Genomic DNA, 23,794 nt, shown 5'->3' with positions numbered 1-23,794 from the left:
GTTATGAAAAAAGGTGATATAGATGAAATTAATATTGGCAGAAAAACCATCTGTATCGAAAAACATTGCAGATGCTTTAAAAATAAAAAACAGACAAGATGGCTATTTTGAAGGAAATGGCTATATTGTTACATGGGCTTTTGGCCATTTATTGCAGTTAAATGATGCGAAAGACTATGATGAAAAAATGTCTACATGGAAGTTAGAAAATTTTCCATTTATTCCTCCGAAATTTCAATATAAAGTAAAGTCTGATCCGAAAGATAGAGACAAGCCCGACCGTGGAGCAGAAAAACAACTGAAAATTATTCATAGGTTAATGAAAAGACAAGATGTAGATTCAATCATATCTGCCTGTGACTATGATCGAGAAGGACAGCTAATTGGAGATAGTATTATTTATAATTTAAAAACGGAAAAAGAAGTTTACCGACTATTGCTGAATGAATGGACACCGAATGAAGTATTGAATGGATTAAATAATCTTCGTTCTAATAAAGAGCTGAGACCTCTTCAAGCTGCCGGAGTTAGCAGACAATGGGCCGATTGGTTAATTGGTATTAATTTAACCTCTGTGGCAACCTTGAAATATCAAAAAGGCAAAGGGAAGGCATTGAATATTGGAAGAGTTTTATTGCCAACGCTTAAAATCATTTATGATCGTGATAAAGAAATCGAAAATTTCGTTCCAGAAAATTATTATAAACTGCAAGCAACGTTTTTAACGGAAAATGGAAGTAGTTATACAGGTACTTATCTAGAAAACAAAGAAGAAAAGTTTAAAGAAGAACTATATTTGAAAGAAATAGAAGAACAGATTAAAGGCAAAACAGCAGTTGTAATAGATAAGAAGGTACAAAAGAAAAAGGAATATCCGCCTTTTTTGTTTAATCTTTCTAATCTTCAAGGCTATATAACTAGCAAATATAAGGGATGGACAGCTGATAAAGTATTAAAAGTTGCGCAAAGTCTCTATGAAAAGAAATATATCACGTACCCAAGAACTGCGAGTATTGCCCTAGAAGAAAGTCTTATTGCGAAAACAGAAAAAGTGGTAAATCTCCTCGCCGCAGATTTACCGTTTAAAAATGAAGTGAAATTTGTGCCATCCAAACGAATTTTTGATAACAAAAAGGTGGAAAGTCATAGCGCAATTATTCCTACTTATGTTCTCCCCAAAAAATTAAGCCAAGAGGAAGAACAAGTATATGTAGCAATAAAAAATAGGTTATTAATGCAATTTATGCCTGTTGCTGAGGTAGAAGAGACGAGAATCATCACAAGCGTGAATCAAGTGGAATTAAAAGGAAGATTCGTAACAAAAGGAAAAGTTCAATTAGTAGAGGGCTGGAAAAAAATTGAAAATATACAATCGAAAGATGTTATGCTTCCGTTAGTAAATTTGCAAGAAGAGGTTTTAACACAAAAAGCATCCACTAGCATCCATACTACACAGCCGCCAAAGGAACATACGGAAAAGACACTGCTTCGGCTGATGGAAACTTGCGGGAAAAATTTTGATGCGGATACAGAGGAAGATGTATTATCCATTTTAAGCGGATTTAGCATTGGGACGCCAGCTACTCGTGCTGAAACGATAAAAAAACTAAAAGATATTGGTTATATAGAAGCAAAAAATAAAAGCTTAGTTTGTACGGAGTTAGGAAGAAGAATGGTCGAAATCTTTCCAATTAAAGATTTGTTTAACTTAGATTTCACAGGAAGACTTGAAAAAACACTTTATGATATTGAAAAAGGACAATTTAGTAAACAACAATTTTTGCAAATAATTAGCAGCTTCACAACAAACGCGGTGGAAACAATAAAGAAGGAAGAAGATATCATTATCCAAGAAGTTACATATACCAAGGGCAAAACAGAAGTATTGGGGAAATGCCCCCTTTGTGGTCATGCTGTTATAGAAGGAAAAAAGGGGTTTGGCTGCAGTAACTGGAAAAATGGCTGTAAATATGTCATTTGGAAAAATGATAAATTTCTTGGGACCATGAAGAAGAAGCCGACGAAAACGATGGTTAAAGCACTACTCAAGAATGGGAAAGCGCCAGTTAAAGGATTAATTAGCAAAAAAGGAAATAAATTTGATGCTATCATGAAATATGAGAAGAATCAGGATAACGAGTATTTTAGTTGGAAAATGGAATTTCCCGAATAGATTTTGCTACAAATTTGTATCAGTGCTAAAATAGAAAGATAAAAGCACATGGAATTTACTTGAGGGAACGAGTTTTTTAAGAAGCTTATGTTAGAAAGAATCTTGTTTCCTTATTTTTTTTATAGTAAAATGCTTAAGAAATACTTTTATGCCACACTATTTTAACTAGCTTATTCTAAAACGTTTATTCCCTCTGTAAAGAGGTGAATTTTTTGTTTAAACAAGTATTTACATACATATAACGTAGACAAGCATGATGGAATAGAATAGAAAAAAGGATTAATCCTGGTAAAGGAGGGGTTGAATTGCCGACACCTAGTATGGAAGACTACATTGAGCGCATTTACAACCTAATAGAAGATAAAGGATATGCACGAGTATCAGATATTGCCGAAGGCCTATCTGTCCATCCCTCCTCTGTAACAAAAATGGTTCAGAAATTGGATAAGGATGAGTATCTGGTTTATGAAAAATATAGAGGCTTGGTTTTGACCCCAAAAGGAAAGAAAATCGGCAAGCGATTAGTGTATAGACATGAACTTTTAGAGCAATTATTAAGAATTATTGGGGTGAAAGAAGAAAATATATATGATGATGTAGAAGGAATAGAACATCATCTAAGCTGGGACTCTATTGATCGTATTGGTGATTTAGTGCAATTTTTTGAAGAGAATCCAAAACATGTAGAAGAGTTAAAAATAATTCAGCAAAAAAACGATTCAATCGAATAAAGAAAGGGCAATTTTCTCTAGGTGTGTGCTTTAATAAAGCAGAATAAACGCCTACAGAGAATTGCCCTTATTGTCTATTGGAAAACGGTTAAAAAATAGGTGGATAATTGTCAAAGTTATCTATTATCGAGTAGGGTAAATCTTCTTGCTCTCTTTCATTTTCCATAATTTCTACTCCGTCAATTATCCCAGTTTCGATATCAAGCAAAGCTTTTCGATAGGAAATTACTCTACCATTAGATGTTTTAAAACTAATAATGTCTCCCATATAATTTCGTTCTACTGCAACAATTTTTTCCATAATTAGCTCCTTTCTTCGTAATCACATACGATTTTTTCTTGCCAATTAATGTATATAAAATAGTATATACAAACCCATTTGAAATTATCATGAATTGCCGGATGCAGTGATAGATTATAGAAGAAAATATATTTAACATTACCCTATATTTTTATTTTCATGCAACTAGCTAAATGATATCCTTAAATTAACAATTTTAGAAGAGGTGAGAAAATGGGGAGATATGACTTAGAGGAGTTTTTAGCTAAGACAGAGCAGCAAGATAAAAATGAAGGAATTTTCGAACTAGAAACAGAAAGGATGCTTGAAATTAATTTAACAAATAAAATTTGGGCGAAAGCAGGAAGTATGGTTTCTTATCGAGGAAATATTCGGTTTACTCGCGAAGGTATTTTGGAACACGGAATAGGTAAAATGTTTAAAAAAGCGTTAACTGGTGAAGGTGCTTCTTTAATGAAAGCAGAAGGAACGGGTAAACTTTACTTAGCTGATCAAGGAAAGAAAATTTCCATTCTCCGTTTAAATGGTGATTCTATCTTTGTAAATGGCAATGATTTACTAGCATTTGAGCCGTCTATCAAATGGGATATTAAGTTAATGAAAAGAATTGCCGGGATGCTTTCTGGCGGCTTATTTAATATTAACCTGTCAGGAAGTGGCATCGTTGCGATTACGTCACATTACGAACCATTAACATTAAGAGTTACTCCAAATAACCCTGTATTCACAGATCCTAATGCGACAGTTGCTTGGTCGGGAAGTCTACAACCAGAATTTGTAACAGACATTACTCTTAAATCATTTTTTGGAAGAGGCAGCGGAGAATCCATTCAAATGAAATTTTTGGGAGAGGGCTTCGTCGTTATTCAGCCATACGAAGAAGTATATTTTTCGAATAGTGGAAGCAATAACAGTTAAATAAACTCTCATTAAAAAGAGGGTGGGACAAAGCAAAATAAATAATGGATAAAGACGAACAATCTCTAATTTAGTGGTGAATCCAATTCGTTCCATTGCGTTACAGACACTCCCTTTCCGCGGGGAGCAACCTAAGCCTCCTCGGCAGAACGAGGAGGCTTGGCGCTCGCCCCATGGAAAGCGAAGTGTATTCAGGCTGCGGGTGATTACCACATACCTTTTTTCTTCAATAAATAAAAATCCCAAATAATTATACGAATCCTTTTTAGTATGAATGTATAATTGTTCGGGTTATATTAAATTGAAATACTTTTATCCCAACCTCTTATTTTAAGTTGGAATCTTATGTGCCAGCTATTTTTACTTGATGTGTGTCATTTCCACTCATAAGGTGTTTCTTGATACACATAATAATTCAGCCAGTTGGAAAATAGTAAATGAGCGTGGGACCGCCAACTATTTAATGGCTTTTTATTAGGATCATTCTCGGGAAAATAACCGAGGGGTAGGTGAATATTTAAACCTTTTTCTTTGTCTCGTTTATATTCTTCAGCAAGTGTGCTAGAATCATACTCTAAGTGACCGGTAACCATGATTTGTTTGCCTTTATTTCCACTAATAATAAAGGCGCCAGCTTCATCAGAAGCAGACAATAGCTCAAGTTTTGGATGTGCTTTGATTTCTTCAATTGATACATTAGTATGTCTTGAATGGGGAGCTAAATAGCTGTCATCAAAACCACGCATTAATTTATCTGCCGGATTTAAGACATGGTGGGAGTAAATTCCATAACACTTTTGTTCCAACTCATACTTATTAATGCCAAAATGGTGAAATAAAGCTGCCTGAGCTCCCCAGCAAATATGCAGAGTAGACGTTACATTTGTTTTCGACCATTCCATTATCTTGGTTAATTCATCCCAATAATCAACTTCTTCAAAACTCATTAATTCCACAGGCGCTCCTGTAATAATCATTCCATCGTATTTATTTGTTTTTATTGCTTCAAAATCGCGATAAAACTGTTCTAAATGATAGGAACTTGTATTCTTTGACTCATACGATGCTGTTCTCAAAAAGGAGATATTGACCTGCAAAGGAGTATTCCCAAGCAAACGCAATATTTGTACCTCCGTTTTTTCTTTTTGAGGCATTAAGTTTAATATTAATATGTTTAATGGTCGAATATCCTGGGTTCTTGCACGCCCTTCTTCCATTACAAATATATTTTCATCTTCAAGTATTTCTCGTGCTGGCAAGAGCTGAGGAATTCTTATAGGCATAAAGGTATGTCTCCTCCTATAGTTATAATCGTCTTTTCTGTATTGTCTGTGGTGTCACTGCCGTTTTTTTCATATCAATCGCATTTACACGATAAATTAGTTATTACTTTCTCCCATCAATATCATAGCTTATTATAAATTTGATTGGAATATGTCGCAATCATAATGTTTTGAATTTTTGAAAGATATTATATAATCTTGTGAAAGGAAGGAATGTTAAAAGGGATTTATGGATTATTTTTAAGTATATTTGTAAGATAATGATTTTGTCGAAACGTGTATGTATCACGTCTCTTTTAATGTACAATGTTAAAGGAAGACTGAAATTACCAGAGGATAATCATGGAGGTATAGACGAAAATGAAATCTGACATCGAAATTGCTCAACAAGCTGTAATGAAACCAATAATACATATTGCCGAAAAGCTAGGTTTATCAGATGATGATCTTGAATTATATGGAAAATATAAAGCGAAAATAACAGCATCAACCTTAAATAAGTTGAAAAATAATAAATCAGGTAAACTTATCCTTGTGACGGCTATTAATCCAACTCCTGCTGGAGAAGGCAAATCAACTGTTACAGTCGGATTAGGAGATGCGTTGAATAAATTACAGAGAAAAACCGTCATAGCAATGAGAGAACCTTCTTTAGGTCCTACAATGGGGATCAAAGGAGGGGCTGCAGGCGGAGGAAAAGCGCAAGTATTACCTATGGAGGATATTAATCTGCATTTTACTGGAGATCTTCATGCTATTACAACAGCCAATAATGCGTTGGCAGCTTTAGTAGATAATCATATACATCAAGGCAATGAATGTCGTATTGATCAGCGCCGTATAGTCTGGAAAAGAGCAGTTGATCTAAATGATCGTGCGCTGCGAAAAGTAGTGATTGGTTTAGGTGGTCCATTACAAGGAGTTCCGAGAGAGGATGGCTTTGACATTACGGTTGCTTCTGAAATTATGGCTGTATTATGTCTGGCTGCAGATATTAAGGATTTAAAAGTTCGATTAGCTCGAATGGTCGTTGCGTATAATGTAGACAGAGAACCTGTAACCGTGGGAGATTTGAAGGTAGAAGGTGCGCTTACATTACTATTAAAAGACGCAATTAAACCAAACTTGGTTCAAACAATCGAGCATTCTCCAGCGATTATTCATGGCGGTCCGTTTGCCAATATTGCCCATGGCTGCAATAGTGTCATAGCAACTGCTGCTGCTGTCAAATTAGGAGACTATGTTGTCACTGAAGCTGGGTTTGGTGCGGATTTAGGAGCAGAGAAATTTTTAAATATTAAGGCTAGGAATAAAGAGATAGATCCTGAAATCGTCGTGATAGTTGCGACAATTCGTGCCTTAAAAATGCATGGAGGAGTCGAGAAGAAAGAGCTAGGTGTTGAAAATATAGAAGCGCTGCGAGCGGGTTTTGCTAATTTACAAAAGCATGTAGAAAGTATTAAAGAATTCGGTTTACCATTTGTTGTTGCTATTAATAAATTCGTAACAGATACTGAATTAGAAATTAGTGTGTTGAAAGAGCTTTGTGAACAAGCACAAATTCCTGTTGCTTTAACAGAGGTTTGGGAAAAAGGTGGAGATGGCGGTATAGAACTTGCTCAAAAGATTTTAGCGATTCTCGAAAAGAAAGAACAAAGTTTTCGACATTTATATTCGCTTAATACTACAATAGAAGAGAAAGTGCTTGCGATTGCCACAAAAATTTATGGAGCGAATAGGGTAGAATATTCTTCAAAAGCAAAGAAACAGATTGCCGACTTTGAAAAATTTGGTTGGGGGCATCTTCCTATTTGTATGGCGAAGACACAATATTCTTTATCCGATGATCCATCATTGATTGGCAGACCAGAAGGATTTTCAATTACAATCCGTGAATTTAAGCCATCTATTGGGGCGGGCTTCCTTGTAGCACTCACTGGTGAAGTCATGACAATGCCAGGTTTACCGAAAACTCCTGCTGCTTTACACATGGATGTTGATGAAGACGGTAAAGCAGTTGGATTGTTTTAATATCCGGATGTATTAAGGAAAAAGGAGAACAAAGGATGTTTGATCCCACAGCGTTTGAAAATATGAGAACAGTAATGGAAGGCTTGATATATGATAAAGATTTAGATGGGGATATTATTGTCTTAGATCGAAATGATGTATTTAATAGTAGTAAGCTATCAAGAAATTATACCATTACTTTTCGATTGAAAAATCAACAAAATGCTAAGCTAATGTTTGAATTATCCGCTGATTTACAAAATTTATCGGCTGAACTTTTAGCGAGTGTAAAAAAAGAAAAGTGGATTGGTGCAACCGTATATATTCATCTTTTTTTACGACATAAACAAGACAAAACTCTTTATCCCTTGATACAGCAATTAGTGGAAGAGATATGGGGAAAAGATTTGAAGATTAGGCAAGAAATCAGCTATCAGCCACTTGAGGCGGAGCAAACGATTCTGAATCATATTACGATTGATTTTAATCGTTTAATCACAGAAGAACAGATAGATGATATGATTACGATGATGGAATTTATGGAAAAAACTTTAACTGCACTTCAATCGATTGATTCATTATTAACTGTATAAGGAGAGTGTAAAATGAGCATTTACGATTTTAAAGTAAAAACGATGGATGGAAAAATGCAGGCATTAAGCACTTTTAAAGGGGATATCCTATTAATTGTGAATACTGCAAGTAAATGTGGTTTTACTCCTCAATTTAAAGAGCTGCAAGAATTGTATCAAATGTATAAAGAGGAGGGGTTTGTGGTTCTGGGTTTTCCAAGTAATCAATTTATGAGTCAAGACCCGGGAACAAATGAAGAAATAAAATCATTTTGTGAAGTGAATTACGGTGTGACTTTTCCGATGTTTGCTAAAATTGATGTGAATGGTAAAGAAGCAGATCCTCTTTATCAATATTTAACAAAAGAAGCACCAGGTGCATTAGGTGTGAAAGCAATCAAGTGGAATTTTACGAAGTTTCTTATTGATCGCAATGGAAATGTCGTGGACCGCTATGCACCAAGTACAAGTCCTAGCGAGATAAAAGCAGATATTGAAAAGCTTATCCGATAACAGAAAAAAATAGGGATCTTCTGCTTTTAGTGAACGAACACCCTGTCACTAAAGGCTGAAGATCCTTATTTTTTATGATAAGGAACGATTAACGATAAGAAAAGAGGCGGATAAATCCACTTTTTTTCTCCTTCGTTTCCCGCTCATTTAGATCGGCCAGCTTCTTCTTTCTAGATTTAGCATAGTATTGTTCCTCTTTTTCTTTTAGAACAATTGGATTTTCTAATAAAGTTATTTTTCTTTCTTGACTGGCAATATGTTCTTGCTGAAATTCGATATGCTCTTGCTGCTTTTTTAGTTGCTGTACTAATACTTGATTGAAATTTTTTTGGAGTTCTAATTCTTCTTTGATTGTTTGTAAATCCTGAAGAATTTTTTCCGTAGCTTCAGTGGCAATGGGGATAGAGGCAGGTAAAGGCCTTGTCAGCTCATCTTCAATTTGTCTTAAAGACATTTGTTTTTCATTACGCATTTGTTTAACTTTTACTAAAATATCTAAGCTTTTTTGATCGAAATATCGGTAGCCATTTTCGCCAATAATGACTGGTATGAGTGTTTTCAATTCTCTTAACCAATTTCGAACAACACCAGGACCTTCATTAATATATTCCGCAGCTTCCTTCACACTTAATAATTTGCTGTTTTCTTCCTTAATCGTAAGTTCTTTTTTTTGTACGCTTAACATTCTATACACCCCTCATTATAAAATAATCGAAACAGACCAATGGCAAGAAGGACGTTTAAAACCCTTGTCTTTATAATTTTCGTGAAAAGAAAAAAAAATCCTTTGACGAGCTTTGTCTAGTTTTGTTGGATATACATAATTATTAGAAAAATTATTATTATGGTATCTTTACAAAAATTCTTAATAATAATACGATAGAATAGGGATGCTGGAAAAACATTCCTGCAATGAAGAAAGGAGGAGCTAGGATGAATACAAATAAAAATATATCAATACAAACAAAAATGAAAAATAAGAGGAAAGAGGGTTCTTAGTGGAAAAGACAATCAAGGGTTTAGAGGAAATTAAAATAGTAAGCTATCATGATGATCTTGCTGGTAAAGTGGCCGACATGTGGACAAAAAGTAAAGATTCATGGGGAGGAACAGGAAAAACAGAAGAACAAGTACGCGATCAACAGCAAAGCTCAGATAATATCGATACCTTCTTAGCTGTTATAGGAGAAGAAGTAGTAGGGTACTGTGGTTTTTCTGTTTATAAAGAAGATGCAGGAGCCTTGTATGTTCCTTTATTAAATGTTCGTCCAGATTATCATGGCAAGAAAATTGGTAAGCTGCTTTTGCTCCATGCACTCAATGCAGCGACAGAATTAAAATGGCCAAGACTGGATTTATATACTTGGGCAGGTAATCTTAAGGCAGTTCCATTATATAAACGCTGCGGTTTCTTTTGGGAGGATAACGACCAATATACACATCTAATGAATTTTATCCCAACAGTTCGAAATGACGCAGTAATAAATAGTTATTTAAAAAACATGGATTGGTATGCAGATTTAAAAAGAAATCTTGAAATAAAGCCAGATGGGGTGTTTGAAAGAGGCTTTACACATTATGAATATGTGTGGCAAAAAGAAACAGAGACGATTGTTGTAAAATTTGAAAAAACAAGTAGAGGAATCTGCTCTTTGGAAACTAAGGATTTTCAGATTGAATTAACAATGGATAATCATAAATGCATAGAAGAAATAGAGCATAAGGTCTATTTAAAGATAAAAAATAAAACAGCAAGCCCAATTTCTTTAGAAGTATTGGCAGATAATCAGGACAGAATTCAATGCAGTTTTCAAAGATCACAAGAGATAAAGGGTAATCAAGAAATAACGATTTCTTCTTCTTTTGTGATTGAAAAAGGAGAAGAACCTGTAAATGGAAAAACCTTTCCGGCATTAAAGGTTGCAGTTAGAATCAATGGACTAGAAACAGGCTTACAACTGGGGGTTTTCCCACAAGCACCTATTTCGATTGAGGGAAAGGAAATAGAGGCCATTTTAGCGAAAGGAATGAACACATACTTAGATTTAGAGATTAGAAATAATTTAGAAAAAGATATTTATGGATATTTCACCATTCCTAAAAATGACCGCTTACATTTTGAAGGGGATAAGTATTCTTTCGATCTGGCTAAAAAAGCGAAAAAGTGGATTCGCATTCCGGTTCAAGTGAAGAGTTGTGGTAGTTTTAAAGAAAAAATCATCGGAGAAATTGTGGAGAATGAGCAGGGAATTTTAACGTTTGAAAAGGAAATTGCGCTTGCCTTCAAAGGGATTGGTGAACAGTTTGTAGTAGAACAAGAAAAGAGTTGGCAGGTTTATAACGGTCCACATCAACTTACCGTAAGCAAAATGGATCTTACGACAGAAATTGCTCATACAGACTTTGCTCTGTTTGCACCGTCTATTGGAAAGCCTTATTCTAATGAGCTGTCTAAACAAAAGCCATATGAAGTTCGTACTGAAAAAACTGGAAACAGTATTAAACTGGAACTATTCTTTAAGTCTAATGCTTTTCCATATCTAGATATTATGTTAACAAATCAGCTCTTTGCGGAAGGGTTGATTAAACGTTGGATAACCATTGCTAATAATAGTTTGGAAGAAAAAGAAATAAGTGTACAGGAAACTTTTTTTGACATATGGCAGAATCTCTATTTCCCTTTAAATGGGGAAGTTGTTTCCTTTAATGAATGGAACCTCGTACAACCTTTTGAATTAAATTCTAAGGATATAACGGGGAATTGGTATTTTTCTTCTCCAAATTCTAGCCCATTCGGTGTTGCATGGGCTAAAGAAGCCCGCGTTAAAATGGATAATTGGAAGGTGCATATAGAATCCACACGCATGCTCGGAAAAAATGAATCCGTTGCTTTTTCGCCTCTTAGAGTGAATATCGGTGCCTATCGTAATTGGCAGCAATGGGAGTTAGCAGCAGAAGGGCTACAGAAAGAGCACGCAAGTACTGTTATCTCAGGATTTAAAGTTGAATTTAATGAGGAAAATCTTATTATAGATAGAGATAATGACTTAAAAGTACGAATAAAGAATTATAGTAATCAAGCAATACAAGGTGAAATGACCATAACAATGAATGAAAGACAAGGAGATTCACAGAGAATTGATACGGAAGCATCCGAAGTCTACCAAATTCAGCCTCAAAGGGATCTTCAATTAGGGCTAAACACAGTGAAAACAACCATTTCTTTGCCGACAAAAATAATAGATACCGAAGATTTACTTTTTGTACCAAGTAGTAAGAACATGACAACAGAAGTGATAATAGAAGAAGGAGTTACCATATACCATGTTTCGAATGGAATAATATCTTTTAAAGCTTCTCCTGATTACTATCCAGGCGTCTATTCTTTAGTAGTAAATGGGAAAGAATGGTTGGATCATGCATTTCCTAAACCTATCGCAAAAAGTTGGTGGAATCCGTGGTGTGGGGGCATTAAAAATGGTCCGCCAGATTTAAATGTATTTTCTGTCTTAAAGGAAGAGACAGCTTGTGCATTTACTAGTTTAAAAGATATCCATCATAACGAATGGACTGGTGTGAAGCTGGTAACAACGATAAGGCATCATGAGAAATGGAATGGGTTAAAGTATGAACAATATTTCCTTACAATGCCAGGCATTCCTTTGCTCATTACATTTGTAGAAATAATTGATGATGCAGGCAGACGTATGGCAGAAGAAGAATGGCATACAAACCTATTTATCACTTGCAATGAGGAGGAAAAAGCTGTACTCCATATTCAGGATAACAAGGTTAGTACAAAACAATATATGGTTGCTTCAGAAGAGCAAGAAGTTAATATAAAGGGTCATTCCTATTTATCGCTAGAGCAAGAAAAGTGTTATTATATTGCAAGTGATAAATCAAAAGGTATAGATTTCTATAGTAATAAAGATGTGATACAGTTGATTTCCTATGCTAAGTGCAGAAGAACAGAGAACCGCTTATTTACAGAACCAACCTATCTTCTGTTTACCGAGGGGGAATTACAGTCTTCTTTAGTTAATAAGGTAAGGCAAATAGCATTTTCAGAAAGGGAATACGTAGATGAAAATAATTGATGCCCATATACACTACTCAAATATTGGATCGTTTAAAGAGACAGCTCGAGATCTTTCCTTTGTAGATTATAGTTATAAAGGTTTGAAAGAAGAGATGAGGAAGGCTGATATTGTCCTTGCGATTGGGATGGGGGTTACAGAAACGCCAGAGATGGGCTTTCCTGATTATAAGGCCCAGACCCCAATGGGATTAGATTTGGACTTATTGGTTCCAGACAATGTCGTCTGCTGTGCTGGGATAAATCCATATGATATGGATTTATCGGCACAAGAACGATTAGAGCAGGAGATTCAAAAGCCACATGTTGTGGGAATAAAAATTTATTTAGGCTACTACCCTTTTTATGCCTATGATGAGGTATATGAACCTGTTTATCGACTAGCAGAAAAGTATCAATTACCAGTTGTGTTCCATACTGGAGATACATACTCTGAAAGAGGATACTTAAAATATAGTCATCCTCTTGCAATTGATGAAGTGGCTGTGAAACATCGTAATGTGAATTTTATGATGGCACATTTCGGTGATCCTTGGACATTGACTGGTGCGGAAATTATTTATAAAAATTCGAATGTATATGCCGATTTATCTGGTTTAATCGTTGGAACAAAAAAAGAACTGGAAGAAGCACATGAAGGGATTTTTCTCGATCATTTACGCCATGCATTAGTTTTTGCCCAATCATATGATAAATTGCTTTTTGGGACAGATTGGCCGCTAGCCCCATTTGAACCATATATAGAGTTTATAAAAAAGCTCATTCCAGAAACTTACCATGAAGACGTATTTTATCGAACAGCATTAAAGGTATTTCCAAAAATAAAGCCCTTTTTAAGTAAAAAATAGGAAATGAATAATGAAACGAAAGCCGGAGTAGAATGATTGAATTTTCTACTCCGGCTTTCGTAATTATATTGATTGTTCTTTCATATTCGAAAAACTACTTTTCATGATACAATATGGACATAATAGATTGCTGGATGTGAGAATAAATGAAGCTTATTACGAAAGTAGAAAATATAATAGAGCAAGAGATGGAGAATGATGCTAGTGGTCACGATTGGTATCATGTAGATAGAGTACGTAAAATAGCCTTATTACTATCAGAAAAAGAAGGAATTGAGTATTCTCATATCATAGAACTGTCTGCGTTATTGCATGACATTTCAGATGAAAAATTAAATAAATCCAAAAGCGAAGGGCAACGAAGATTAGCAAATATACTAATGCAGATTCCAATTGAGAATCAAGAGAAGGAACAGATTAAAGCTATCATCGAAACAGTTGGCTTTAAAGGAGGAAATGGGATAACTCCCAAAAGTCTGGAGGCAAAAATAGTCCAAGATGCTGATCGATTAGATGCGATTGGAGCACTTGGCATTGCTCGTACATTTGCTTATGGAGGAAGTATAGGAAGTCCTATTTATGATCCACATAGTGCAATAAGGGAAAAGATGACAGAAGAAGAATATCGAAAAAACAACTCCTCTTCTATTCACCATTTCTATGAAAAACTATTGAAAATTAAAGACCTTTTACATACTGAAAGTGCTAAAAAAATGGCAGTGGAAAGGCATCAATTTATGGAAAGCTTTCTAAAAGAATTTTATAAAGAATGGAATGTACAAAATGAAGAGTATTTCAATTGAAAATGTAACAAAGACATATGGAGAGAAAAAGTTATTTGAAAACATCTCTTTTTCAATAAGTGAAAAAGAACGGGTAGGTTTAATCGGCATCAATGGAACTGGGAAATCATCCTTATTAAAAATAGTTGCTGGAATAGATATTCCAGACGAAGGAGATATCATAGCACCGAAGGATTTTCGTTTCGCCTATTCTGCCCAAAGCCCAGAATTAAATCCAGATCTTACCGTATTAAACCAAGTATATGCTGGTGATGCACCGGTCTTAGCATTAGTTAAAGATTATGAAGCAATGTTAATGGAAATCAACCATGATCCAGAGGACAATAAGCTTCATGAAAAATTATTTGATTTACAAAAAAGAATGGATGCTTTAAATGGCTGGGAAGTTCATACAAATGCAAAGACGGTGTTAATGAAGTTAGGAATTACTAATTTTAATAAGAAGATTGGTGAATTGTCAGGTGGGCAAAAAAAACGGGTTGCTTTAGCACAAGTTCTGATTCAAGAACCAGATTTGCTTATTTTAGATGAACCGACAAATCATCTTGATTTTGAGGCAGTTAAATGGCTGGAAGATTATTTAAGCAGATACACAGGAGCACTTTTATTAGTAACACATGACCGCTATTTCTTAGATCGTGTCACAAACAGAATGTTTGAATTAGATGGGGGCAATTTGTATAGCTATAAAGGCAATTACGGTGACTTTTTACAGGCGAAAGCTATCAGGGAAGAAAATGAAGCAGCTACTCTTGATAAGCAAAAGAATTTATTTAGAAGAGAATTAGAATGGATTAGAAGAGGGGCAAAAGCGCGTTCTACTAAACAAAAAGCCAGAATTCAGCGCTTTGACGCATTAGATGATAAATTAGCTAATGTTAAAGCTAAAGATAAATTAGATATCTCCTTGAAAGGAAGTCGATTAGGCAAGCAAGTCTTTGAATTGGTGGGGGCAAACAAGCGTTTCCATGATAAAATAATCTTAAATAATTATAATTTGCTTGTAAAACCAGGGGATAGAATTGGAATAATAGGAAAAAATGGGACTGGTAAATCGACCTTCTTAAATATTTTAGCAGGCAAGGCATCCCTCGATTCTGGCGAAAGAATCATTGGGCAAACAGTAAAAGTGGCTTACTATACGCAAGAAAATGAAGATATGGATACATCTAAAAGAATGATTGAATATCTAAAAGAAACGGCTGAAGTAATAGAAGCCTCTGATGGAAAAGTCATTACAGCTGCCCAAATGCTGGAAAGATTCTTATTCCCTCTTCATACCCATGGAACGATTATTGGAAAGCTATCTGGTGGGGAAAGAAGAAGACTTTATTTGTTGAAAATACTAATGGGAGAACCAAATGTACTCTTATTAGATGAGCCGACAAATGATTTAGATACACAAACATTAATGGTTCTGGAAGATTATTTAGAAGATTTTAACGGCGTGGTTATTACCGTATCCCATGATCGCTATTTTCTTGATAAGGTTGCTGAACAGCTGTTGATTTTAAAAGGAAATGGTATTATCGACACCTATTATGGCAATTACAGCGAATATTTAGAGGTGGAGAGAAAAGAAGAACAACAAATAAAAGAGAAAACAGAAATACCACTTCCTAAAAAGGAACCAAAGGAGAAAAAAGTAAGACTAAGCTATAATGAACAAAGGGAATGGGCAACCATTGATGAGGATATCGAAAAAGTCGAAGTAAGATTAGCTACTATAGAAACAGAATTAGCCGAGACAGGCAGTGACTTCGAAAAAGCAGCTGAGTTAATGAGCGAGCAAGAACAATTAAATAACCAATTAGAACACCTAATTGAACGCTGGAGCTATTTATCTGAAATCGCTGATAAGTCATAAAAGCTGTTTATTTTCGATATAGCATCAAGCATGATAAGATAAATGTTGAAAAAGAGGGGGATGGAATATGAGAATTATTTCTATAGAACCAACACCAAGTCCTAATACGATGAAAATTAATTTAGATCAAGAGCTGCCAATGGGAAAAAGTAATAATTATAAGCTTGATAATTCAGCGGAAGCACCTGAATTAATTCAAAATATCCTTTCCATTGAAGGGATTAAAGGGGTTTACCATGTAGCTGATTTCCTAGCGGTTGAAAGAAATGCCCGCTATGATTGGAAAGAATTACTTTCAAAAGTGCGGAATGTCTTTGGGGAGGACGAGGCTACAGAGGTGTCAAAAGAGATAAATGAGCATTATGGGGAGATAAATGTTCAAGTTCAAATGTATAAAGGTATTCCTATGCAAATTAAATTATCGGATGGCAATGAAGAAAGAAGATTCGGTTTACCTGACACCTTTATTCAAGCTGTATCGGAAGTTCGTACACCTGAAGATAATGTAGTAATGACACGTAAATGGAAAGATTTCGGTGTGCGCTACGGTGAATTTGAGGAAATTGGGCATGTAATGGTGGAAGAACTTGTTGCTGCATACCCACAAGAGCGAATTAATGCGATTATTGAGCATGCAAAAAATCCGCAAACAGAAGCAAATGATAAACAGGTACGAGTGCGAACAAAGCTGTCATTTGCAGATTTAGAGAATCAAGATTGGAAAGTTAGATATCAAAAGCTAGAACAAAGCGAAGATCCTACAGTAGATGATATCCCTGTGCTAACGAAAGCACTAGATGATGAAAAACCATCTATTCGCAGACTTGCGACTGTCTATCTTGGAATGATTGAAGATACAGCTGTTCTTCCTTCCTTATATAAGGCACTAAAGGATAAAACGGTAACGGTGCGGCGCACTGCAGGAGATTGCTTATCCGATTTAGGGTTTCCCGAAGCAATGGAAGAAATGATCCATGCATTAGATGATAAAAGCAAGATTGTTCGATGGAGAGCCGCTATGTTCTTGTATGAAGTTGGAGATGAGCGAGCATTGGCTGCGCTTAAGGCTCATGAGGACGATCCAGAATTTGAAGTGAGCTTACAAATAAAACTAGCTATTGAACGAATTGAACTAGGGGAAGAAGCAAAAGGTTCTGTTTGGAAACAAATGACCGAAGCGCGAAAATAAGCTGTAACTATATTTTCCTAATGCTAAAGATTGTACGAAAAACATTTCTAATGTATATTTAGGAATAGAATATACGTATATAATGGAGGGATTACTTATGTCAATGGCATATGATGAGTATATGAAACAAGTAGTAAAACCGATGAGAGCAGAATTAACCCAAGCAGGCTTTGAAGAATTACTGACAGAAGACGCAGTGGAGCAATTTATTGAAACAAACAAAGGTACATCGTTAGTAGTTGTTAATTCTGTTTGTGGATGTGCTGCAGGTTTAGCAAGACCAGCGGCAACTCAGGCAGTGCTTGCATCTGAAAAAAAGCCAGATCAACTAGTAACAGTATTCGCTGGCCAAGATAAAGAGGCAACAGCAAAAATGCGCGAATTCTTCGGGGATATTGAGCCTTCTTCTCCGTCCATGGCATTAATTAAAGATAATAAAGTTGTTCATTTTATTCATCGCTATGATATTGAAGGAAATTCAATGGAAGCAATTATGGAAAATCTTGTATCAGCTTTTGAACAATATTGCTAAAAAATTTGGTTCATGAGAATAAAGGGTTACCTTTTTCTCATGGACTTTCTTTTTTAGTTCTTTTTGTATAGGATTTATATTCGTCGATAGATAATTTAAAATTATCTATTTTATAATGAAGACCTAATTTTAACATGATTCGCATTGAATATAGTATTACATAGAAGTAGGAGAAAAAATATGATTGTAACAACTGCCGGTAGGACAAATAAGGATATGCAAATTCTCGCAGATAGAATTGCCAAAGACTTCAACTGCAGATATGTCAGGAGAGAAAAAGTATCTATTCAACACTTAAAAGAGCAATATCAATCAGATATTCTGATAATTGGAAAAAATAGATTTGAATTCTGTTCATTAAATACAGAGGAGCCTTTCTTTTTTCATCCGAATTCAGCAGTCTTTCGAATAAAAAGGCTGATGAATAAGGAAAATGATCCTTTTATTGTTGCGACAAATTTAGCAAAGGGAAAAAGTTTTTTAGATTGTACTTTAGGTCTTGCTTCTGATAGCATTGTTGCAAGTTATGTGGTGGGCAGTAGTGGAAACGTAGAAGGATTAGAAGCGAATCAAGTGATAGCATTTCTTGTTAAGACAGGTTTGAAAGAATGGGAGACAAGTAATCCTGCTATCGATGAAGCAATGCGAAGAGTTACAGTCAAGCATATTAACGCATTAGAAGCACTTGCTCGAAAAGAAGACAATAGTATTGATTGCGTATATTTTGATCCTATGTTTGAGGAAACTATTTCATCTGCTGGAATCAACCCGTTAAAACAACTAGCACATTATGAAGAAGTGTCTGTAGAATTAATCAATCAAGCAAAGCGAGTGGCGAAAGAAAGAGTCGTTTGGAAAGATCATTTTAGGAGCAGCAGATTTAACCGATTTCAATTTGAACAGGTAAAGCGAAAAACAGCAAAATTTCATTACGGAATCTGGTTGAAAAAAGAATGATAAAAAAATGATAAAAAAATAGCCTCAATGATAAGGATAATAGTAGAAGATTAGATAGTAAATAATATATACTTAATCTATAAATATTTTTTCGATTTATAATAACATCAGGATGCGGAAAGCGAGGTGTAATAAATGCCTAATTGGCTTCGTAAAAGCCTGGTCGTATTTGTTTCTATTTTAACGTTTGGTCTTGTTTCACCATCACCAGCAACCTTTTTAAATAATAATAATAATGATAAGAAACCAATTGATGAGCGAGAAGTACCATTTGCTAGAGAAAGTATCGAAGATGAAGCGATATTTGTTGATAGTACTGAGGGGAATTTCTCAAGAGAAGATTTTATCAGCAAAATGATGAAGGAAGCAGAAGCACAAAGCTATTTAAAATTCGGGCCAAAAATTAAACCAGTAATTGAAGATGAATTTCGTTTAGTTGTTCTTCCAAATATGGAAAAAGCAATTAATGAAGTAACGCATATTTTTCCAGAAGAAGAGTTAAGTTATTTAACAGTAACTGAATTTCCTGCTGCAGGTACAAGTGAACGGATATTTCATATTACGAGAGATAACGAGGATATTATCCGATTTCATGTAAGAAGGGATCGTCCCCCACAGGAAGGTTATTATTTTAACTTCCATTACCACACGTATCATGATCAATTCCAAACTCATTATGCACTTGGAGAAATTTACTGGGATAAAAATACTCCGCCAAAGTGGATGAGCTAAAAAGGAAAATTGAAACTTTTTTATCTATGATTACGTAAAGGAACTATACTGAAAAAACTTGGAGGTAGAAAGATTATGGCAATTAGTTTATCCAAAGGACAAAAAGTAGATTTAACAAAAGGCAATCCTGGTTTATCAAAAGTAATTATTGGTTTAGGCTGGGATTTAAATAAGTATGATGGCGGAACTGATTTTGATTTAGATGCTTCTGTATTCTTACTTGGCGAGAATGGAAAAGTAACAAATGATGCTGACTTTGTATTTTACAATAATCCAACAGGTGGAAATGGTTCGATTGTTCATTCCGGAGATAATCGTACAGGAGCAGGCGACGGAGACGATGAACAAATTATCGTAGATTTAAAAAGTATTCCAGCTAATATCCAACGTGTTACTTTTACCATTACTATTCATGATGGAGAAGCAAGAAATCAAAATTTTGGACAAGTTTCTAATTCGTTTGTACGTATTGTTAACGAAGAATCTAATGAGGAATTGATTCGTTACGATTTAGGGGAGGATTTCTCTATAGAAACAGCGTTAGTTGTTGGGGAACTATATCGTCATAATAATGAATGGAAATTTAGTGCTATTGGCAGTGGATACCAAGGTGGTTTAGCTGCATTAGCAACAGACTTTGGTCTGCAAATTGGCTAAGACTTTATAAGCATATTTTAGGAGGAACCTTTTTTCATGGGAATATTTGAAACGATTATGGATACATATGCACAGTTTTTTAACTGGCAAATGTGGGGAGAGGTACTAACAGATCCAGTCAGCTGGGGCTATATTGGAACACTTGTAATATTGGAAGGCTTATTATCAGCGGATAATGCATTAGTTCTTGCCGTTATGGTTAAGCATTTACCACCAGAACAAAGAAGAAAAGCATTGTTTTATGGGTTACTAGGTGCATACATATTCCGCTTTATAGCTATCGGTATTGGTGTTTATTTAATCGAATTCTCATGGGTGAAAATACTGGGAGCGGCCTATTTGGCGTATCTTTCTATCAAGTACTTCGTAGATCGTAAAAAAGCTGCGAATCAGGCAGAAGACGGAGAAGAAGAAAATAAAGGCATCAATAAAAATGGAATTCTTATTCGCACATTTGGCTTATTTTGGGGAACGGTAATTTCTGTTGAATTAATGGATATTGCCTTTTCGGTGGATAGTGTATTAGCAGCATTTGGTGTCAGTAACCAAGTGTGGGTATTATTACTTGGCGGTATTCTAGGTGTCCTTATGATGCGTGGTGTAGCGGGTGTTTTCCTTAAATTAATTGATAAAATTCCAGAGCTGGAAGCAACTGCTTATATTCTAATCTTGATTATCGCAGCGAAGATGCTATTAGGCGTTTTTGATATTCACATCGAACATATTTATTTCTTCGGATTGCTAGTAATAGCATTTGGAGCCACTTTCATTGTTCACTTTAGAAATAAAAAGAAAGCAGAACAACAAGGCGAGGCTTAATAATTTCTGAGGATATTTCTAGTTTCTTTAAAGTAGTAGTACTAGGGATATCCTCTATTTTGTTAATTAGAATACTTCAATACTGAAACCACTTCTCGAAAATCCTCCTTTATATATATCTTTTGTATATCAGACGACTTCATCCTAAAGTCATTCAATAAGAAGTAATACTCAAATATTGAATTTTATAGTAAAATAGTAATAATTATCCTGCTTTAAATAAATTATTTATTAACAAAATTTCAGAATAGTATATAAATAGAATGAAAATACTGGAATGGAGTAAAGGAAATGAAATTATTCTCTGACTTAAATGAAAAACAATTGGAACGTCTTTTCTTCCAGTTACCAGAAGAGGTGTTTAGCACTTCGGAGAAAGAAGTATTATCCTATGCACTTGCTTCAACATTGTATATGCCTGCAACTAGACCTAATATTTATCAGGATTTATTGAGAAAGAAACATCCTGCTTTAACCTCTATGGTTATTTGTCTTGAGGATTCAATTGGCGATCATGAGGTGGATTTAGCAGAAAGAAAATTAGTAGAAGAGTTAACTGATATTAATCAAGCCATACAAAATGGACTTCTGCTAAAAAGTGAATTGCCATTGATTTTTATCAGAATACGTTCTATTGCACAGTTTTTAAGTTTAATGGATATACTTGGTGATAAGATCGCTTTATTAACAGGTATAGTAATCCCAAAATTTGAAGCAGAAGCAGGAGAAATTATCTTAAAAGAATTACAAAAATATAACAAGCTCGGATACTGTTTATATGCAATGCCGATACTGGAGACGAAGAAAATAATTGAAAAAGAAACGCGAATGAATGAACTCCTCTCTATCAAAAATGTGCTTGATCATTATAAGCACTTAATTTTAAATGTTAGAATAGGAGCAACTGATTTTTGTGGATTATATGGGATACGTAGAAGCCCAGAAACAACCATATATGATATTGCCATTATTCGCGACTGTATTTCAGATATTATTAATATCTTTACACGTGCAGATAGTGCCTATGTCGTTTCGGGACCAGTCTGGGAGTATTTTACGACGAAAGAAAGAATTTTAATCCCACAATTAAGAGAGACACCTTTTCGAAAACGTTATGGAAAAGCTGGAATGAACATGCGAACACAGCTAATTGATAAACATATGGACGGATTAATAAGGGAAGTTATGATGGATATAACAAATGGATTAACAGGGAAAACCATTATTCATCCGACCCATATAAAGCCAGTTCAAGCATTAAACGTAGTTCCCTATGAAGAATATTTGGACGCATTAAATATTATGGATAGCAATAATGGAGAAATTGGTGTTGTAAAGAGTAGCTTTTCCAATAAAATGAATGAAATTAAGCCTCATTTATATTGGGCGCAGAAAATTATTTTAAAATCAAAGGTTTACGGGGTGTTCCATGAAGGAGTTACATACATTGACTTACTTAAACAAGAAAATTTCATTACCAATCATTGATCATTTACAGATGGATATTAATGTCGAAGAAAATCCATTTCAGCTTCCTATTGAGGACTTTTTTAAAATGGCTGCAAGAATCAATAAAAGACGGGCATTTTTATTTGTCAGTAAACTACTGGGAAAGCATTTGCCAATTGAGCCAAAAAAAGGTCTGCTAACAGGTTTTATGCTTGCTGCGAGATATGAAGAAATTATGACCGGAAAGCATTCACCGCAAAGGGAGAGATTATTGGAAATTTATCATGATACCTCTTTGCCTTTTGTGGACAAGCCCTTTATCCAAAAAGAAGTATCCAATCCTATTATTATAGGGTTTGCCGAAACAGCAACTGCACTAGGTCACTCTTTTTTCCAGGCTTTTAAGCAAGCATCCTTTTTTCATACCACAAGAGAAAAGATAAACGGGCTGGATCCTATCATCTCATTTGAAGAAGAACATTCACATGCTACTTCCCATCGATGTTACGTGAAAAAAGACATTCTTGATAATAATAGGGAAATAATCCTCGTTGATGATGAACTCACAACTGGAAAAACAGCGATCAATATCATCCGAGATCTTCATAGAAAATATCCAAGAGATAAATATACGGTGGCATCCATTCTTGACTGGCGCTCTAATAAATGGCAATTAGAAATGAAAGCTCTTGAAGAAGAACTGCAAATAACGGTTCATTCTGTCTGCTTATTGAAAGGATGCTTTGAATTAGTTGGAGAGCAAATAAATCTTCCACCCATAATGGAGAGTTTGGTAACAAATGTTGGAACTCCATCTGTAGAATATATTAGTCTAGAAAATTATGTGAAAGCTCGCATTATACCATTGATTTCCACAAATCTTGCAGGTGAGCGCAATGACTTCAAATATTTAAAGGATACTGGAAGATTTGGTATATATACAGAAGAAGGAACAGATGAGTGGATAAAACAAGCTGCAAAGGTGCTTAAGAAGAAGAGGGTGGGAACTAGTCTTTGTGTAGGAACAGGGGAATTTATGTATATACCCATGAAGTTAGCTAGTTTCATGGGGGAAGACATATCTTATCAATCGACAACAAGAAGTCCAATTTATCCAAATGATGAAGAGTATTATGGAGCTCAAACAGCATATTGCTTTGCGAATCCAGAAGATTTAGAGATTGTAAATTACTTGTATAATATAAAGCCTAATCAATATGATGACATTTTTCTGTTTTTCGAGAGAAACGTGAAAGAAGATAGTTTAAAAGAACTGCTAACAGCTTTAAAAGCAGTACAAGTAAAAAAGATTAATGTTGTTTATTTTAGTGGGAGGTAAAG

The 23,794-nt window shown here is 34.9% G+C and carries 21 protein-coding genes; 18 read left to right on the top strand and 3 right to left on the bottom strand.

What is annotated here, in order from left to right; all coding sequences use genetic code 11:
* Positions 1-22 precede the first annotated feature (22 nt).
* The gene (locus C2I06_RS07895) at positions 23-2,173 is read left to right on the top strand and encodes a type IA DNA topoisomerase (RefSeq protein WP_095331967.1); all 2,151 of its coding nucleotides are present in this window, start codon (positions 23-25) and stop codon (positions 2,171-2,173) included.
* Between the two features lie 305 nt (positions 2,174-2,478).
* The gene (mntR, locus tag C2I06_RS07890) at positions 2,479-2,904 is read left to right on the top strand and encodes a transcriptional regulator MntR (protein WP_095331968.1); all 426 of its coding nucleotides are present in this window, start codon (positions 2,479-2,481) and stop codon (positions 2,902-2,904) included.
* Positions 2,905-2,992: 88 nt separating this feature from the next.
* Here the strand turns inward: mntR and C2I06_RS07885 are convergent, their stop codons facing one another.
* Positions 2,993-3,205, bottom strand: coding sequence for a DUF3892 domain-containing protein (locus C2I06_RS07885; RefSeq protein WP_095331969.1), 213 nt, complete (start codon positions 3,203-3,205; stop codon positions 2,993-2,995).
* 213 nt (positions 3,206-3,418) lie between these two features.
* On the opposite strand from C2I06_RS07885, the gene C2I06_RS07880 reads away from it, so the two are divergent.
* Entirely contained in the window at positions 3,419-4,123 is a 705-nt protein-coding gene (locus tag C2I06_RS07880) for an AIM24 family protein (protein WP_123257820.1), read from the top strand.
* 374 nt (positions 4,124-4,497) lie between these two features.
* Here C2I06_RS07880 and metA read toward each other — a convergent pair whose 3' ends face one another.
* Positions 4,498-5,406, bottom strand: a complete 909-nt coding sequence (metA, locus tag C2I06_RS07875; protein WP_095331974.1) for a homoserine O-acetyltransferase MetA — start codon at positions 5,404-5,406, stop codon at positions 4,498-4,500.
* 360 nt (positions 5,407-5,766) lie between these two features.
* Between metA and C2I06_RS07870 the strand changes: the two genes are divergently transcribed.
* From C2I06_RS07870 to C2I06_RS07860, 3 genes are read left to right on the top strand one after another with little or no spacing between them, the layout of a single operon-like run.
* A complete protein-coding gene (locus tag C2I06_RS07870) occupies positions 5,767-7,437 on the top strand; it encodes a formate--tetrahydrofolate ligase (RefSeq protein ID WP_123257819.1) in 1,671 nt (556 codons plus the stop codon).
* Between the two features lie 35 nt (positions 7,438-7,472).
* A complete protein-coding gene (locus C2I06_RS07865) occupies positions 7,473-8,009 on the top strand; it encodes a hypothetical protein (RefSeq protein ID WP_095331978.1) in 537 nt (178 codons plus the stop codon).
* Positions 8,010-8,021: 12 nt separating this feature from the next.
* Entirely contained in the window at positions 8,022-8,501 is a 480-nt protein-coding gene (locus C2I06_RS07860; RefSeq protein ID WP_095331980.1) for a glutathione peroxidase, read from the top strand.
* A gap of 88 nt (positions 8,502-8,589) precedes the next feature.
* Here the strand turns inward: C2I06_RS07860 and C2I06_RS07855 are convergent, their stop codons facing one another.
* Entirely contained in the window at positions 8,590-9,186 is a 597-nt protein-coding gene (locus tag C2I06_RS07855; RefSeq protein ID WP_095331982.1) for a MerR family transcriptional regulator, read from the bottom strand.
* Positions 9,187-9,499: 313 nt separating this feature from the next.
* On the opposite strand from C2I06_RS07855, the gene C2I06_RS07850 reads away from it, so the two are divergent.
* The 12 genes from C2I06_RS07850 to C2I06_RS07795 all read left to right on the top strand — a co-directional run bounded on the left by C2I06_RS07850 (position 9,500) and on the right by C2I06_RS07795 (position 23,792).
* Positions 9,500-12,601, top strand: coding sequence for a GNAT family N-acetyltransferase (locus C2I06_RS07850; RefSeq protein ID WP_095331984.1), 3,102 nt, complete (start codon positions 9,500-9,502; stop codon positions 12,599-12,601).
* A complete protein-coding gene (locus tag C2I06_RS07845) occupies positions 12,588-13,448 on the top strand; it encodes an amidohydrolase family protein (protein ID WP_095331986.1) in 861 nt (286 codons plus the stop codon). The genes C2I06_RS07850 and C2I06_RS07845 overlap by 14 nt, the downstream gene beginning before the upstream one ends.
* Positions 13,449-13,603: 155 nt before the next feature.
* Positions 13,604-14,251, top strand: a complete 648-nt coding sequence (locus tag C2I06_RS07840) for an HD domain-containing protein (RefSeq protein WP_412973424.1) — start codon at positions 13,604-13,606, stop codon at positions 14,249-14,251.
* Complete coding sequence (locus C2I06_RS07835) at positions 14,232-16,118, top strand: ABC-F family ATP-binding cassette domain-containing protein (RefSeq protein WP_095331990.1); 1,887 nt, start codon at positions 14,232-14,234, stop codon at positions 16,116-16,118. The genes C2I06_RS07840 and C2I06_RS07835 overlap by 20 nt, the downstream gene beginning before the upstream one ends.
* A 67-nt stretch (positions 16,119-16,185) precedes the next feature.
* Positions 16,186-17,307 (top strand): conserved virulence factor C family protein, encoded by a 1,122-nt coding sequence (locus C2I06_RS07830; RefSeq protein ID WP_123257818.1) that lies wholly within the window; start codon positions 16,186-16,188, stop codon positions 17,305-17,307.
* A gap of 97 nt (positions 17,308-17,404) precedes the next feature.
* Positions 17,405-17,839: a BrxA/BrxB family bacilliredoxin gene (locus tag C2I06_RS07825; RefSeq protein WP_047940439.1), complete on the top strand. Its 435-nt coding sequence runs from the start codon at positions 17,405-17,407 to the stop codon at positions 17,837-17,839.
* 180 nt (positions 17,840-18,019) lie between these two features.
* Complete coding sequence (locus tag C2I06_RS07820; RefSeq protein ID WP_123257817.1) at positions 18,020-18,796, top strand: class I SAM-dependent methyltransferase; 777 nt, start codon at positions 18,020-18,022, stop codon at positions 18,794-18,796.
* A gap of 135 nt (positions 18,797-18,931) precedes the next feature.
* Complete coding sequence (locus tag C2I06_RS07815; protein WP_095331995.1) at positions 18,932-19,528, top strand: YpjP family protein; 597 nt, start codon at positions 18,932-18,934, stop codon at positions 19,526-19,528.
* 75 nt (positions 19,529-19,603) lie between these two features.
* Positions 19,604-20,185, top strand: coding sequence for a TerD family protein (locus C2I06_RS07810; protein WP_095331997.1), 582 nt, complete (start codon positions 19,604-19,606; stop codon positions 20,183-20,185).
* A gap of 36 nt (positions 20,186-20,221) precedes the next feature.
* On the top strand, positions 20,222-21,004 hold the full coding sequence (locus tag C2I06_RS07805) for a TerC family protein (protein WP_095331999.1): 783 nt from the start codon (positions 20,222-20,224) through the stop codon (positions 21,002-21,004).
* Between the two features lie 291 nt (positions 21,005-21,295).
* Complete coding sequence (locus tag C2I06_RS07800) at positions 21,296-22,492, top strand: HpcH/HpaI aldolase/citrate lyase family protein (protein WP_095332001.1); 1,197 nt, start codon at positions 21,296-21,298, stop codon at positions 22,490-22,492.
* Positions 22,452-23,792, top strand: coding sequence for a phosphoribosyltransferase family protein (locus C2I06_RS07795; RefSeq protein WP_123257816.1), 1,341 nt, complete (start codon positions 22,452-22,454; stop codon positions 23,790-23,792). The genes C2I06_RS07800 and C2I06_RS07795 overlap by 41 nt, the downstream gene beginning before the upstream one ends.
* Positions 23,793-23,794: the final 2 nt, after the last annotated feature.

The organism is Niallia circulans, assembly GCF_003726095.1.
GTDB classification, from domain to species: Bacteria; Bacillota; Bacilli; order Bacillales; family Cytobacillaceae; genus Niallia; species Niallia circulans_A.
The sequence above is the reverse complement of the archived record's forward strand: the minus strand, read 5'-3'. Positions and strand labels throughout refer to the sequence as shown.

What these genes read in the sequence shown, in the direction of transcription:
- C2I06_RS07895 (WP_095331967.1), top strand. Translation starts at nt 23, where the DNA reads ATGAAATTAATATTGGCAGAAAAACCATCTGTATCGAAAAACATTGCA.
- C2I06_RS07885 (WP_095331969.1), bottom strand. Translation starts at nt 3,205, where the DNA reads ATGGAAAAAATTGTTGCAGTAGAACGAAATTATATGGGAGACATTATT.
- C2I06_RS07880 (WP_123257820.1), top strand. Translation starts at nt 3,419, where the DNA reads ATGGGGAGATATGACTTAGAGGAGTTTTTAGCTAAGACAGAGCAGCAA.
- metA (WP_095331974.1), bottom strand. Translation starts at nt 5,406, where the DNA reads ATGCCTATAAGAATTCCTCAGCTCTTGCCAGCACGAGAAATACTTGAA.
- C2I06_RS07870 (WP_123257819.1), top strand. Translation starts at nt 5,767, where the DNA reads ATGAAATCTGACATCGAAATTGCTCAACAAGCTGTAATGAAACCAATA.
- C2I06_RS07865 (WP_095331978.1), top strand. Translation starts at nt 7,473, where the DNA reads ATGTTTGATCCCACAGCGTTTGAAAATATGAGAACAGTAATGGAAGGC.
- C2I06_RS07860 (WP_095331980.1), top strand. Translation starts at nt 8,022, where the DNA reads ATGAGCATTTACGATTTTAAAGTAAAAACGATGGATGGAAAAATGCAG.
- C2I06_RS07855 (WP_095331982.1), bottom strand. Translation starts at nt 9,186, where the DNA reads ATGTTAAGCGTACAAAAAAAAGAACTTACGATTAAGGAAGAAAACAGC.
- C2I06_RS07845 (WP_095331986.1), top strand. Translation starts at nt 12,588, where the DNA reads ATGAAAATAATTGATGCCCATATACACTACTCAAATATTGGATCGTTT.
- C2I06_RS07835 (WP_095331990.1), top strand. Translation starts at nt 14,232, where the DNA reads ATGAAGAGTATTTCAATTGAAAATGTAACAAAGACATATGGAGAGAAA.
- C2I06_RS07830 (WP_123257818.1), top strand. Translation starts at nt 16,186, where the DNA reads ATGAGAATTATTTCTATAGAACCAACACCAAGTCCTAATACGATGAAA.
- C2I06_RS07825 (WP_047940439.1), top strand. Translation starts at nt 17,405, where the DNA reads ATGTCAATGGCATATGATGAGTATATGAAACAAGTAGTAAAACCGATG.
- C2I06_RS07820 (WP_123257817.1), top strand. Translation starts at nt 18,020, where the DNA reads ATGATTGTAACAACTGCCGGTAGGACAAATAAGGATATGCAAATTCTC.
- C2I06_RS07815 (WP_095331995.1), top strand. Translation starts at nt 18,932, where the DNA reads ATGCCTAATTGGCTTCGTAAAAGCCTGGTCGTATTTGTTTCTATTTTA.
- C2I06_RS07810 (WP_095331997.1), top strand. Translation starts at nt 19,604, where the DNA reads ATGGCAATTAGTTTATCCAAAGGACAAAAAGTAGATTTAACAAAAGGC.
- C2I06_RS07805 (WP_095331999.1), top strand. Translation starts at nt 20,222, where the DNA reads ATGGGAATATTTGAAACGATTATGGATACATATGCACAGTTTTTTAAC.
- C2I06_RS07800 (WP_095332001.1), top strand. Translation starts at nt 21,296, where the DNA reads ATGAAATTATTCTCTGACTTAAATGAAAAACAATTGGAACGTCTTTTC.